Raw genomic sequence first — 14,341 nt, forward strand, 5'->3', positions numbered from 1 at the left:
GCAAGCACAGATGCTGTTGCTGTTCGTCCTGGCGATCTACCTGATCGCGGCCTATCTGCTGCTGCCGGCGCTGTGGACGCATTACGAGCATCAAAAGGGCCTCGCCAATCTGCCGATGGTGACGCGCACCGCGCAGGGCATTCCCGGCGATCCGATGAATGTCGGGCTGATCGGCGACACCAAGGATGTGGTCTGCGCAATGCACGAGGCCGGCTGGTTTCCGGCCGATCCGGTGACGCTGAAATCCTCCATCGAGATCGTGGGCAGCGTGCTGCTCGATCGTCCCTACAAGGATGCGCCGGTGAGCAACCTGTTCTATCTCGACCGCCGCGAAGACCTCGCCTTCGAGCGGCCGGTCGGATCGAGCGCGGACCGCCGCAACCATGTCCGGTTCTGGAGGGTGCTCGATCAGGGCGAGGAGAAGCGCCCGGTGTGGCTGGGCGCCGCGACCCTCGACCGCAGCGTCGGCGTCAGCCGCTACACCGGCGCGGTGACGCATCACATCGCGGCCGATCTCGACGCCGAACGCGCGCTGCTCGCCACTGACCTCGAGTCCGCCGGCATGGTCACCGCGAAATATCAGGTCACCGGCATCGGCCCGACCTTCAACGGCCGCAATGGCGGTGGCGATCCCTATTACACCGACGGCGAAATCTGGGTGCTGCGGCTGGTCGAGGCCTGCCGCAAGAACCACGGCACCGTCGAGCAGCTCCCGAGCCCCGCCGCGACCGAGTTCAAGGACCAGGTCTGGCGCGCGGTCGTCGAATCGATCGGCAAATAGCATTGTGTCCCGCGGTTTTGGAAACGCTGGATTGCTTCGTCCTGCTCGCAATCGAAGCCGCGATGGAATAGTCTCCGCGCTTGACCCCTCACACGCATGATTTGCGCGCTTTATCCAAAAGGAACAGGACGATGACCGTTCGCGCGGGCCGGGAATTTCTGGCCATCCCCGGGCCCACCACGATGCCCGATCAGGTGCTGCAGGCAATGCACCGCCCGGCGCTCGACATCTACTCCAACGAGATGGTCGAACTGACTGAGAGCCTGCTGCGCGACCTCTCGAAGCTGTTCGTCACCCAGGGCAAGTCCTACATCTACATCTCCAACGGCCACGGCGCCTGGGAGGCGACGCTCTCCAACGTGCTGTCGCGCGGCGACAAGGTGCTGGTGCTGGAGAGCGGGCGTTTCGCGATCGGCTGGGGCCAGGCTGCGGCCGCGATGGGCGCCGAGGTCGAAGTGCTGAAGGGCGACTGGCGCCGCGCGATCCGTCCGGCCGAGGTCGAGGAGCGGCTGCGGCGCGACAAGGAGCACACGATCAAGGCGATCCTCGTGGTGCAGGTCGACACCGCGTCCGGCGCCTATAACGACATCGAGGCGATCGGCAGGGCGATCAAGGCCGCCGGCCATCCTGCATTGTTCATGGTCGACACCGTGGCCTCGCTCGGCTGCATGCCGTTCGAGATGGACAAATGGTATGTCGACGTCGCAATGAGTGGCTCGCAGAAGGGCCTCATGACGCCGCCCGGCCTCGGCTTCGTCGCCGCCAATGACCGCGCCTGGGACGCCCACAAGAAAGCCGATCTGCGCACGCCCTATTGGGACTGGACCGAGCGCGAGGGCAGCGAGCACTACCGCAAATATGCCGGCACCGCGCCTGTGCATCTCTTGTTCGCTTTGCGCGAGGCGATCAACATGCTGCACGCCGAAGGCCTGGAGAATGCGCATCTGCGGCATCGGCTGCTCGGCGAAGCCGTGCGCCGCGCGGTTGCGGTCTGGGCCGAGGGACAGGTGCTCGGCTTCAACATCGCCGAGCCCGCCGAGCGTTCCAACACCGTGACGACGGTGACCGTGAAGGGCGCCGACCCCGCCGCGATCCAGCGCTACGCCAAGGAGAAATGCGGCGTCGTGCTCGGCACCGGCATCGGCGATTTGCAGGGCCAGGCCTTCCGCATCGCGCATATGGGCCACGTCAACGCCCCGATGATCCTCGGCACCCTCGGCGTCGTCGAGGTCGCGCTGACAGCGCTGAACATCCCGCACGGCAAGGCCGGCGCCGACGCGGCCATCCAGTGGCTCGGCGAGAACGTGAAAGCGTAGCTTGAGCCGGTCTGAGGCTTTAACCCGTCATCCTGAGGAGCCCGCCAAAGGCGGGCGTCTCGAAGGATCGACGGCCACGCTCCCGCCGCGAGCGAATCGGAGTGCGCGGAAGTGGCCGGGCCGCGCATCCTTCGAGGCTCGCTCCGCTCGCACCTCAGGATGACGGGATAGGCGTCCGCGGGATCAGAGATAGATGCTCATCCTATTGACCGTGGCGATGATTGCACCATGATGCCCTCGCGCGGTCTGCATGGATTATCGCATGGGCATCTACGTCTACATGCTTCGCTGCGCCGACGAGTCCTTCTACGTCGGCAGTGCCACGGGCGACGATCTCGCGCCGCGCATCGAACAACACGATACGGGTGCTTTCCCAGGCTACACTCATAATCGCCGACCGGTCGTCCTCGTCTGGTCGGAGTATTTCGAGCGCATCACCGATGGCACCGCGGCCGAGCGGCAGATCAAGGGCTGGAGTCGGGCGAAGAAGGAAGCATTGATTCGGCTGGATTGGGCCACGATCAGCCGACTGGCTCATCGACGCAGAACGACCCCTTCCCCGTCATCCTGAGGAGGCCGCGGAGCGGCCGTCTCGAAGGATCGGCGGCCACGCCCCCGCCGCGAGAGAATCGGAGCACGCCGAGAGATCCGGGCCGTGCATCCTTCGAGACGCGCGCAAGAGCGCGCTCCTCAGAGTCTGACTCATAAATCACCCAACCTTAGCTGCAGCCGCGAGTCTGCGGGTCAGGAGCCTGATGTGTGCAATCAGCAGCCAGGCAGCTTCGGTTGCCACCGTCGCCTCGAAGTCCTTGGCGAGGCGGCGGCATCTGCCGAACCAAGCGAATGTGCGTTCAACCACCCACCGCCTCGGCAGAAGCTGGAAGCCTTTGACGCCTTGAGGCCGCTCGACGATCTCGACAGTCCATGGACCGCAGTCTGAGAGCGCGTCGAGGAGTTGATTTCCGCGGTAGACCCGGTCGGCAAAGACGTGGCGCAGCCGGGGGAAGTTCATCCGCACGTTCTTCAGCAGCGGTACGGCGCCATGGCAGTCCTGAACGTTGGCGGGATGAACATGAACCCCGAGGAGGAGGCCATTGGTATCCGTCACAATGTGCCGCTTGCGGCCGTAGATGCGCTTGCCTGCATCGTAGCCGCGCGGTCCGCCAGCTTGCGTGGTTGGCGCACTTTGACTGTCGATCACGGCTGCCGTCGGCTTCGGTGTCCGTCCAAGCTTTTTTCGCGCCCGTCGGACAAGCACGCTGACAATCCTCTGCCACCGGCCTGTATCCCGCCATCTATAAAAATAGCCCTGCACCGTCGAATAGGGCGGGAACTCCTGCGGCAACGCCCGCCACTGGCAGCCGGTCGAAACGATATAGAGGATCGCTTCGATCACACGACGCAGCTCCGTCTTACGCGGCCGGCCGCGCCGGTTCGCTCGCGGCAACAGGCGTCTGATCAGCGCCCACTCCGCATCGGTCATATCGCTTGCATAACGCAGATCGTCCCGCCGATATTGCTCCCGAGTGATCTTGGTCCAGGGCATCGTGCTCTCCCTCGAATCTTTGCAAATCCGATGGAATCACACCCCACTGAGATCACTCACCCATTTTTCAGTCAGGCTCTCAGGATGACGGAAGAGTGGTCGGGGAATAACGCAACGAAGAGGTGCCACGACTTTTTGACGGGGCACGAGCACTTTTCGTCGCCATCATTTTCCGCTTTACTGCCGGCAACAGCCGGGCACGGATCCCTGCGACACAACAAAATGGAGGGACCGCTTGGCATCGGTGGAATTGCGCGGCCTGGTCAAGCGGTTTGGATCGTTTGTCGCGGTTGATGATGTTTCGCTCACGATCGATCATGGCCAGCTGGTCTGCCTGCTCGGGCCGTCCGGCTGCGGCAAGACCACCACGCTGCGGCTGATCGCCGGGTTCCTCGAACCATCCGACGGCGAGATCCGCGTCGGCGAGCGCGTGGTGTCATCGAAGGCGCGCACGCTGCCGCCCGAGCAGCGCAACATGTCGATGATCTTCCAGAGCTACGCGCTGTGGCCGCATATGACGGTGGCGGAGAACATCGTCTACGGCCTGCGCTTGCGCAAAATGGATCGCGACACCATCGCCAAAAAGCTCGCCGCGATCCTGGCCACCACCAAGCTGGAACCACTGGCGCAGCGCTATCCGGGCGAGCTTTCCGGCGGCCAGCAGCAACGCGTCGCGCTGGCGCGCGCGCTGATCGTCGGCCCCGAGACGCTGCTGCTCGACGAGCCGCTGTCGAATCTCGACGCCAATCTGCGCGAGGAGATGCGATTCGAGATCCGCCGCCTGCACGACGAATATCGCTACACCACCGTCTACGTCACCCACGACCAGTCCGAGGCGATGACGACCGCCGACCTGATCGCGGTGATGAATGCCGGCAAGATCGACCAGCTCGGCGCGCCTGAGGACATCTATGCGCGGCCGGAATCCGAATTCGTCGCGCGCTTCATCGGCGCCGCCAATGTGATCAAGGGCACCGCGCGCGATGCGAACCACGTGGAGTTCGCCGGCGCAACGCTCGAGGTGGTCGGCGCCACGCTGACGACCGGCCAGAGTGCGCCGGTCGCGATCCGCCAGCACGAAATCCAGCTCGCGACGCAACCGCCCGCGGCGGCGCAGAATACACTCAAAGCCATCGTGACGCGGCAGGTCTATCTCGGCATGAACCGCGACTACATGGTGGAGACCGCTGACGGCACATCGCTGCGGGTGACCACGCCGACCGAAACCGCGGTCGAGAGGGGCAGCGAGGTCTGGCTGACCTTGCCGCCCGCGCGCTGCCGGGCGCTGAGCCGATAACAACAAGAAACGGAGCGACGCGATGCAAAAGCCGATTTCCAGACGCGATGCCCTGAAAGGCTCCGCGGCGCTTGCGGTCGGCCCGGTGTTCGCGTCACCGGCACGCGCCGCCGCGCCCGAGCCGGTCGCGATCACGCCCGATCTCGTCGCCGCCGCGACCAAGGAAGGCAAGCTCGTGTTCTATTCGTCGATGGACCTGCCGGTCGGCGAAAAGCTCGGCAAGGCGTTCGAGGCCGCCTATCCCGGCATCACCGTGCAGATCGAGCGCTCAGGCTCGGAGCGGCTGTTCCAGCGCGTGGCGCAGGAATTCGATTCCAACATCCACGCCGCCGACGTCGTCAACAGCGCCGATGCCTCGCATTTCATCCCCTGGAAGAAGAGCGGCTGGCTGATGCCGTTCGTGCCCGAAGACGTCGCGAAGCATTTTCCCGACAACTATCGCGACCCCGACGGCATGGCCGTGACCACGCGGCTGTGGCTGTCGTCGATCGCCTACAACACCAACCTGGTGAAGGTGGAGGACGCGCCGAAGAGCTTTGCCGACCTGCTCGACCCGAAATGGGTGGGCAAGATGGTGAAGGGCCATCCCGCCTATAGCGGCACCATCATGACCACCACGTTCCAGATCGTGCGCGAGCTCGGTTGGCCGTATCTGGAGAAACTCGCAAAACAGCGCGTGATGCAGGTGCAGTCCTCGACCGATCCGCCGAAGAAGCTGTCGCTCGGCGAGCGCGCGGTGATGGCCGACGGCAATGAGTATGGCATCGTGCTCTTGAAGGAAGCCGGACAGCCGGTCGAGCCGGTCTATCCGACCGAAGGCACGCCGACGATCTCGGGTCCCACAGGCATCTTCGCCGGTGCGCCGCATCCGAACGCTGCAAAGCTGTTCCAGGCCTGGCTGCACACCCGCGAGACCCAGCAATTCTTCGTCGACTTCACCGGCCAATATTCGCTGCACGCCCAGGTGCAGCCGAAGGCCGGCCGGCGCAAGCTTTCCGACATCAAGCTGATGAAAGAGGATCCGGCGGGAGTGGAAGCGATGACCGAACAAATCAAGACACGCTATGCGCGGCTGTTTCGGGTGTGAGCGATGAAGGTCGCGGCGCACGCTTTCTTGCCTCGCCCCGCTTGCGGGGAGAGGCCGACGCGCATCACAAGATGCGCGGCGGGTGAGGGGGACTCTCCGCGCATCCTGTATCCGCGGAAGCGGCCCCTCACCCCAACCCTCCAAGAGCGAGCTTCGCTCGTCTCGACCCCGCAAGAGCGGGGCGAGGGAGCTGAGACAGTTCACCGCGGGTCAACATGACAACAACAACCACCTCCCCCGCCTCCCGCCCCCGCATCGACTGGACACGCCCCGTGCTGTGGCTGTTCGCGGCGGTGCTCATCCTGCTGATCCTGCTGCCGCTGTCGTGGCTCGCGGTGTTCGCCTTCACCGACAAGAGCCGGCATCCGACGCTGCAAAACTTCGTCACGCTGTTCAGCAATCCCGATTTCCTCGATCCGCTGCTGACGACGGCGATCATCGCGACCACGTCGGCGCTGATCTGCTGCATCGTCGCGGCGCCGATCAGCTGGCTGGTGTCGCGCACCGACATGCCGGGGCGGCAGACCATCCGCGCACTGGTCACGGCCTCGTTCGTGACGCCGCCGTTTCTCGGCGCGGTCGCCTGGGAACTGCTGGCGGCGCCGAATTCCGGGCTATTGAACCAGCTCTACCGGCTGTTCGCCGGCGAGGACGCCGACGCGCTGTTCAACATCTATTCGATGACCGGGATCATCTTCGTGATCTCCTGCTACACGTTCCCGTTCGTGTTCGTGCTGGTGGCCAATGCGCTCGACACCATGCCGGGCGAGCTGGAAGATGCCTCCGCGATCCTCGGCGGCAATGCCTGGACCACCGCGCGGCGGGTGACGATCCCGCTCGCGCTGCCCGCGCTGGTCGCGGGCGCGCTGATCGCGTTCCTGCAGGCGATGACGCTGTTCGGCTCGCCGGCGATCCTGGCGCTGCCGGCCGGCTTCCACACCATGACGACCAAGATCTGGAGCCTGTTCCAATATCCGCCGAAGCTCGAGCTCGCGGCCGCCGCCGCGGTGCCGCTGCTGGTGCTGACCATCCTGCTGCTGCAGGGCCAGAAGGCGCTGCTCGGCCGCCGCGGCTATTCGGTGATCGGCGGCAAATATGGCGCGCCGCGCCGGGTGGAATTGCGCGGCTGGCGCTGGGCGGCGCTCGGCTTCTGCCTCTTGGTGCTGCTCAACCCGGTATTCCTGCCTTACCTCGCGCTGCTCAACGCCGCATTCTCGCCGAACGCGACCACGCTGGTGACGCCGTCGACGGCGACGCTGCACAACATCGTCTTCGTGTTCACCGAGCTGTCGTCGACCCAGCTCGCGCTCAAGAACACCGTGATCCTCGGCACCGCGACCGCGACGATCGGCACCATCCTCGCGCTCGTCATCGCCTATGTCACGACGCGCAAGGTGATCGCGGGCCACCGCGTGCTCGGCTTCCTCGCCACCGCGCCGGTCGCGGTGCCCGGCATCGTGCTCGGCGTCGGCCTGTTCCTGAGCTACACGCGGCCGCCCTTCGTGCTCTACGGCACGCTGTGGATCCTGCTGCTGGCGTTCCTCACCATCAATTTGCCGTCCGCCTATCAGCAATTGCAGGCGGCGTTCGCAACCATCCATCCCGAGCTCGAGGAGGCAAGCCGCATCCTCGGCGCGACCCGGCTGCAGGCGCTGCGCCAGATCACCGCGCCGCTGCTGCGCACCGGCGTGATCGCGACCTGGTGCTTCATCTTCATCGGCGTGATGCGGGAACTGTCGGCGGCGATCGTGCTGTTCACCTCGCAGACCAAGGTGCTCTCGGTCCTGATCTACGACCTCAACGAAGGCGGCGACCTCGCCGCGATCGCGGTGCTCGGCATCGCGATGCTGGTGATCACCTTCGCCGTGGTGCTGGCAGTGAACCGGATTCCGATGTCCGGCGGCAATGCCGGCGCGCGGCTGCGGAACGGGTAGCTCGCCCTAACCACGTCGTCATTGCGAGGAGCGAAGCGACGAAGCAATCCATTCTATCCCTTCGGGGAACGATGGATTGCTTCGCTTCGCTCGCAATGACGAGGCAACCAAGGATGCCCGCCCCATCTGGCAATTGCCACATTCATCCCGATATAGAGCGGAACCCCGCACCATGAGGATCGTGTGACCAAATCCGCCACCACAACATCGCCCCCGGTCGCGCCGCGCCGGCCGCATTCCTTCACCACCCACGGCATTGCGGTGACCGACGACTATGCGTGGATCAAGGATCCGAAATGGCAGGAGGTGCTGCGCGATCCCTCGATCCTCGATCCCGATATCCGCACCTATCTCGAGGCCGAGAACGGCTACACCGAGAGCCTGCTCGGCCATACCGACGCGTTGCAGAAGCGGCTGGTGAAGGAGATGCGTGGGCGGATCAGGGAGGATGATTCCAGCGTGCCGTCGCCGGACGGCCCGTTCGCCTATTTCCGCAAGTTCCGCGAGGGCGGCCAGCACGAACTGTACTGCCGCACGCAGCGCGACGGCGGCGAGGCCCATGTCGTGCTCGACGGCGACGCGCTGGCGAAGGACCACAAATATTTCAAGTTCGGCGGCAGCCGGCATTCCAGCGATCACCGCCTGCACGCCTGGAGTGCCGACACCAAGGGCTCCGAATATTTCTCGATCCGGGTGCGCGACTGGGCCACCGACGGCGATCTCGACGATCTCGTCGAGGAGACCGACGGCGGCGTGGTGTGGGCCGCGGATTCCAAAAGCTTCTTCTATGTCAAGCTCGACGACAATCACCGGCCGATGCAGGTGTGGCGGCACAAGCTCGGCACCAAACAGGCCGACGACATCCTGATCTATGAGGAGCAGGATTCCGGCTGGTTCACCCACCTGCACGAGAGCGCGAGCGGCCGCTTCTGCGTGATCGCGGGCGGCGACCACGAGACCTCGGAGCAGCGGCTGATCGATCTCTCCAATCCCGACGCGCCGCCGCGGCTGGTCGCGGCACGCGAGGAAGGCGTGCAATATTCGATCGCCGACCGCGGCGACGAGCTGTTCATCCTGACCAACGCCGACGACGCCATCGACTTCAAGGTCGTCACCGCGCCGCTCACCGCGCCCGAGCGCAGCAACTGGCGCGACCTGATCCCGTATCGCGAAGGCGTCTATGTGCTCGACGTCGAGCTCTATGCCGGCCACATGGTGCGGCTGGAGCGTGCCAATGCGCTGCCGGCGATCATCATCCGCGACCTCAACAGCGGCGCGGAGCATGCGATCGCCTTCGACGAGGCGGCCTATTCGCTCGACACCATGGGCGGCTACGAGTTCGACACCACCAGCTTGCGGTTTGCCTATTCGTCGATGACCACGCCGTCGGAAGTCTATGACTACGACATGGCGACGCGGACGCGGGTGCTGCGCAAGCGCCAGGAGATCCCGTCCGGCCACAACCCGGCCGACTACGTCACCACGCGCATCATCGCGACCTCGCATGACGGCGCGCAGGTGCCGGTCTCGATCCTGCATCGCAAGGACTTTGTCCGCGACGGCAAGGCGCCGCTCTTGCTGTATGGCTACGGCTCCTACGGCATGGCGATGCCGGCGTCGTTTGCCGCCAACCGGCTGTCGCTGGTCGACCGCGGCTTTGTGTATGCGATTGCGCATATCCGCGGCGGCGCCGACAAGGGCTGGGGCTGGTATCTCGACGGCAAGCGCGAGAAGAAGACCAACACGTTCGACGATTTCGCCGCCGCCGGGCGGGCGCTGATCGAGGCGAAATATACCCGTGAGAAGCGCATCGTCGGCCATGGCGGCTCGGCGGGCGGCATGCTGATGGGCGCGGTGGCCAACCGCGCCGGCGAGCTGTTCGCCGGCATCGTCGCCGAAGTGCCGTTCGTCGACGTGCTCAACACCATGCTCGACGACACGCTGCCGCTGACGCCGCCGGAATGGCCGGAATGGGGCAATCCGATCGAGAGCGAGAAAGATTTCCGCACCATCCTGTCCTATTCGCCCTACGACAATGTCGCGGCCAAGGACTATCCGGCGATCCTGGCGATGGGCGGGCTCACCGATCCGCGCGTCACCTATTGGGAGCCGGCGAAATGGATCGCGCGGCTGCGCGCCACGATGAGCGGCGGCGGCCCGGTGCTGCTGCGTACCAACATGGGCGCCGGCCACGGCGGCGCCTCCGGCCGCTTCAACCGCCTCGACGAGGTCGCGATCGTCTACGCGTTCGCGCTGTGGGCGGTCGGGATGGCTGAGAAGGCTGAGGTGTAACTTCTCCCTCGCCCCGCCCTTGCGGGGAGAGGGTGGGGGTGAGGGGCCGCCTCCGCAAACTCGGTGAAAATGAATTTGCGGAGACTCCCCCTCACCCGGCTCGCATCTGGCGATGCAATCCGACCTCTCCCCGCAAGCGGGGCGAGGTAAGCAAGAACCCCGGATTGCGCTTCGCTCCATCCGGGCTACGGGCTACACGCTCGGTTGGCTTGCGCGGTCCCCTCCCCATCGTCGTCCCGGCGAAGGCCGGGACCCATACCGCGTGATCTATCGAGCAAGGAAGTCACAGTACCACGGCACACAACGCAACTGCCAGTCTTCGCCAAACTCCTCCCTGTGGTTATGGGTCCCTGCTTTCGTGTTCGGTCCCGTGTGATTGGCGAGGGCCTGGATTGGCGCCAGGTAGCCGAGGCATTTGAGGCGGGTCCGATTGTAGTCGTGGACGAACTTGGCGATGAAGGCGTCGCGGTCGGCGTGGTTGACAAAGGTACGGCGCGCGCTGCCCCGTTTGTGTTCGCGGCCGATGGCTTCAGCGATGCGCCGGTTGAAGCGTTCGACGAGGCCGTTGGTTTGCGGGTGGTAGGGCTTGGTCAGGCGATGCTCGATTGCGCGCTGCTTGCAGAGCCGATCAAAGGGGTGGTCGCCGGAAGGCTTCCCGACCGGTTTGTTCTTCTTGTCGACGGCGAAGCGGTCGGTGAACTCGGCTCCGTTGTCGGTCAGGATGGTGTGAACACCGTGCGGAAAGTCGGCCAGGAAGCGTTCGAGGAAGCCGGTCGCGGTCGTTCCGTCTCGCCTGGAATGGATCTCGACGAAGACGTATCGGGTGGCGCGATCGATCGCGACAAAGGCATAACTGGTGCGGCGTTGCAGCGCGGGCAGATACTTCACGTCGATATGAATGAAGCCGATGCTGGCGCTTTCGAAGACGCCGGCCCTGGGCTTGTCAGGCTTGGCAAGCCGGCTGATGCCGTTGCGCTGCAGGCAGCGGTGGATCGCGCTGCGGGACAGCTTGGCATTGATGCACCGCTGCATCACCTCGACGATATCGTCCAGCGGCAGCTGCAGCGATGTCCGCAGCTCACACACCGCCCGTTCCTCAAGGGCGGACAGGCTGGTCGTGAGGTGCTTCGGCCGATGCGAGCGATCCTCGACCGTGCTGCGACCGCGCCAGCGATAGATTGTGGTCTCGCTGACCCCCAGCTCGGCCGCCAATTGGGCGACCGACTTCCTGCTGCGCTGGATGTAGGCACGCGTCTTCGGTGTCGTCGTGGCGTTCGCATGCAGGCTCAGTTCCATGACGCGAAGCGCTCCATGATAAAAGCCACGCCTCGTTCTACACCGATTCCATCCAACCAATCAGCAGGGACCAAACACGAAGGCAGGGGACGACGGCGGGATGTATGGCGATCGCTTATCAAGGACGACAGCGTACTGTGAGACGACGAGCTACCGCCCCTTCGCCTTCCGCCACGCCGCGAAATCCTTCAGCGTCTGTTCGTCGGTCGCAGGATAGAGCCCGAAGATGCCGCGGCCGCTCTGGACCTGCTCGGTGACGAAATCCTCGAACGCGGTCATCTCGAAGGTCTCATTGGCGATCTCGTCGGCGAGATGCGCCGGGATCACGATGACGCCGTCGCTGTCGCCGAGGATGACGTCGCCGGGAAACACCGGCGCATCGCCGCAGCCGATCGGAACGTTGATCTCGATTGCCTGGTGCAGCGTGAGGTTGGTCGCGCGCTCGGGCGATGATGAAAGGCCGGGAAGCCGAGCCGCGCGATCTCGGCCGAATCCCGGAAGCCGCCGTCGGTGACGACGCCGGCGCAGCCGCGCTTCATCAGCCGCGTCACCAGGATCGCGCCCGCCGATGCCGCGCGCGCATCCTTGCGGCTGTCCATCACCAGCACCGCGCCCACGGGGCACTCCTCGATCGCCTTGCGCTGCGGATGCGCGCGATCGCGGAACACCTCGATCTTGTTGAGGTCCTCGCGCGCCGGCATGTAGCGCAGCGTGAAGGCCTCGCCGACCATGGTCGGCTGATCCGGGCCCAGGGGATGAACATCCTGGATCATCTGGATGCGGAAACCGCGCTTGAACAGCGCGGTCGCGACCGTCGCGGTGGAGACGGATTTCAGCTTGTTGCGGGTGGTGTCGCTGAGTTTTGACATGATGATTTGTCCCCGGCTGTCATTCCGGGGCACGCGAAGCGTGAACCCGGAATCTCGAGGTTCCGGGTTCGCTTCGCGCCCCGGAACGACGGTGTGATGAACTAATAAATCGACGGCTCGCCAACCGGCTTGCCAAAGCCGGTCTCGAGGAAATCGAAGTCGCAGCCCTCATTGGCCTGCTTGATGTGCTTCGAGAACATCCAGCCATAGCCGCGCTCGAAGCGCTGCTCGGGCTGTTTCCATTCGGCGCGGCGCCTGGCCAGCTCCGCCTCCGGCACATCGAGATTGATGGTGCGCGCGGCGACGTCGAGCGTGATGCGGTCGCCGTTCTTCACCAGCGCCAGCGGGCCGCCGATATAGGATTCCGGCGAGACGTGCAGGATGCAGGCGCCGTAGCTGGTGCCGCTCATCCGCGCGTCCGACAGCCGCACCATGTCGCGCACGCCCTGCTTCACCAGCTTGGTCGGGATCGGCAGCATGCCCCATTCCGGCATGCCCGGCCCGCCCTGTGGACCGGCATTGCGGAGGATCAGCACGTGATCGACTGTGACGTCGAGATCGGGATCATCGACTGCCTTCTTCATCGACGGATAGTCGTCGAACACGAGCGCAGGCCCGGTGTGCTTGAGGAAACGCGGATCGCAGGCGCTTGGCTTGATGACGCAGCCATCGGGCGCGAGATTGCCCTTCAACACCGCGAGCGCGCCCTCCTTGTAGATCGGGTTGTCGACGGTGCGGATGACGTCGTCATTGTGGACCTCGGCGCCATCGATGTTCTCGCCGAGCGTCCTGCCTGACACGGTCATGCAGTCGAGATGCAGATGCGGCTTGATGCGGTTCATCAGGCCGGGCAGCCCGCCGGCATAGAAGAAATCCTCCATCAGATAGAGGTCGCCGCTCGGCCGCACATTGGCGATCACAGGCACCTTGCGGCTCGCGATCTCGAAATCGTCCAGCGAAATGTCCTGGCCGGCGCGGCGCGCCTGCGCGATGAGGTGAATAATGGCGTTGGTTGAGCAGCCCATCGCCATCGCGACCGTGATCGCGTTCTCGAAGGCCTTGCGGGTCTGGATCTTCTGCGGCGTGAGATCCTCCCACACCATCTCGACGATGCGGCGGCCGGCCTCCGAGCTCATGCGGATGTGGTTGGCGTCGGCCGCGGGGATCGACGAGGCGCCCGGCAACGTCATGCCGATGGCTTCGGCGATCGCGGTCATCGTCGAGGCCGTGCCCATGGTCATGCAGGTGCCATAGCTGCGGGCGATGCCGGCCTCCATGTCGACCCAATCCTTGTCGGAGATCTTGCCGGCGCGGCGCTCGTCCCAGTATTTCCAGGCGTCGGAGCCGGAGCCCAGCGTGCGGCCCTTCCAGTTGCCGCGCAGCATCGGTCCCGCGGGCAGGTAGATCGCCGGCAGGTTCATGCTGGTGGCCCCGAGCAGCAGGCCGGGCGTGGTCTTGTCGCAGCCGCCCATCAGCACCACGCCGTCGACCGGGTGACCGCGCAGCAGTTCCTCGGCATCCATCGCCAGCATGTTGCGGTAGAGCATCGTGGTCGGCTTCAACAGCGATTCCGACAGCGACAGCGCCGGCAGCTCGAGCGGAAAGCCGCCGGCCATCAGCACGCCGCGCTTGACGTCGTCGACCCGGCTCTTGAAATGCATATGGCAGGGCTGCGCATCCGACCAGGTGTTGATGATCGCGATCACCGGCCGGTCGCGCCACTCCTCCGGCGCGTAACCCATCTGCATCGCCCGCGATCTGTGGCCGAAGGCGCGCAAATCATCGGGCGCAAACCAGCGCGCGCTGCGCAATTGATCCGGGGTCTTGTTCTTCTTCGTCATCGCCATGGGTCTCGACATTGCTCGCACGCGCGCGGTCCCGGCGCGCTTGCCCTGCGTCAGGCATACACTCGATTTTCAGACA

Annotated in this window: 10 protein-coding genes and 1 pseudogene; 7 read left to right on the forward strand and 4 right to left on the reverse strand. The window is 65.0% G+C overall.

Annotated features, from left to right (window positions below):
* The first annotated feature begins 10 nt into the window (after nucleotides 1-10).
* From ACVIHF_RS33510 to ACVIHF_RS33520, 3 genes are all read left to right on the forward strand, one after another.
* The gene (locus ACVIHF_RS33510; protein WP_456794147.1) at nucleotides 11-781 is read left to right on the forward strand and encodes an LssY C-terminal domain-containing protein; all 771 of its coding nucleotides are present in this window, start codon (nucleotides 11-13) and stop codon (nucleotides 779-781) included.
* Between the two features lie 131 nt (nucleotides 782-912).
* Nucleotides 913-2,097, forward strand: coding sequence for a pyridoxal-phosphate-dependent aminotransferase family protein (locus tag ACVIHF_RS33515; RefSeq protein WP_456793205.1), 1,185 nt, complete (start codon nucleotides 913-915; stop codon nucleotides 2,095-2,097).
* A gap of 262 nt (nucleotides 2,098-2,359) precedes the next feature.
* Entirely contained in the window at nucleotides 2,360-2,668 is a 309-nt protein-coding gene (locus ACVIHF_RS33520) for a GIY-YIG nuclease family protein (RefSeq protein WP_310883259.1), read from the forward strand.
* Nucleotides 2,669-2,806: 138 nt separating this feature from the next.
* Here the strand turns inward: ACVIHF_RS33520 and ACVIHF_RS33525 are convergent, their stop codons facing one another.
* Entirely contained in the window at nucleotides 2,807-3,643 is an 837-nt protein-coding gene (locus tag ACVIHF_RS33525) for an IS5 family transposase (protein ID WP_253608194.1), read from the reverse strand.
* A gap of 244 nt (nucleotides 3,644-3,887) precedes the next feature.
* Here ACVIHF_RS33525 and ACVIHF_RS33530 point away from each other — a divergent pair, with 244 nt between their 5' ends.
* The 4 genes from ACVIHF_RS33530 to ACVIHF_RS33545 all read left to right on the forward strand — a co-directional run bounded on the left by ACVIHF_RS33530 (nucleotide 3,888) and on the right by ACVIHF_RS33545 (nucleotide 10,253).
* Entirely contained in the window at nucleotides 3,888-4,940 is a 1,053-nt protein-coding gene (locus ACVIHF_RS33530; protein ID WP_456794148.1) for an ABC transporter ATP-binding protein, read from the forward strand.
* A gap of 22 nt (nucleotides 4,941-4,962) precedes the next feature.
* Entirely contained in the window at nucleotides 4,963-6,027 is a 1,065-nt protein-coding gene (locus ACVIHF_RS33535) for an extracellular solute-binding protein (protein WP_456793206.1), read from the forward strand.
* 272 nt (nucleotides 6,028-6,299) lie between these two features.
* The gene (locus tag ACVIHF_RS33540; protein WP_253605363.1) at nucleotides 6,300-7,961 is read left to right on the forward strand and encodes an ABC transporter permease; all 1,662 of its coding nucleotides are present in this window, start codon (nucleotides 6,300-6,302) and stop codon (nucleotides 7,959-7,961) included.
* Between the two features lie 183 nt (nucleotides 7,962-8,144).
* The gene (locus tag ACVIHF_RS33545) at nucleotides 8,145-10,253 is read left to right on the forward strand and encodes a S9 family peptidase (protein ID WP_456793207.1); all 2,109 of its coding nucleotides are present in this window, start codon (nucleotides 8,145-8,147) and stop codon (nucleotides 10,251-10,253) included.
* Nucleotides 10,254-10,520: 267 nt separating this feature from the next.
* On the opposite strand, the gene ACVIHF_RS33550 is transcribed toward ACVIHF_RS33545, so the two are convergent.
* The 3 genes and pseudogenes from ACVIHF_RS33550 to araD all read right to left on the reverse strand — a co-directional run bounded on the left by ACVIHF_RS33550 (nucleotide 10,521) and on the right by araD (nucleotide 14,259).
* The gene (locus tag ACVIHF_RS33550; RefSeq protein ID WP_456793208.1) at nucleotides 10,521-11,609 is read right to left on the reverse strand and encodes an IS481 family transposase; all 1,089 of its coding nucleotides are present in this window, start codon (nucleotides 11,607-11,609) and stop codon (nucleotides 10,521-10,523) included.
* 90 nt (nucleotides 11,610-11,699) lie between these two features.
* Nucleotides 11,700-12,418 (reverse strand): annotated as a pseudogene (locus tag ACVIHF_RS33555) (ribonuclease activity regulator RraA).
* A gap of 101 nt (nucleotides 12,419-12,519) precedes the next feature.
* Nucleotides 12,520-14,259, reverse strand: coding sequence for an L-arabinonate dehydratase (gene araD, locus ACVIHF_RS33560; protein ID WP_253609828.1), 1,740 nt, complete (start codon nucleotides 14,257-14,259; stop codon nucleotides 12,520-12,522).
* Between the last annotated feature and the right edge of the window lie 82 nt (nucleotides 14,260-14,341).

It is taken from the genome of Bradyrhizobium sp. USDA 4506 (assembly GCF_054058795.1).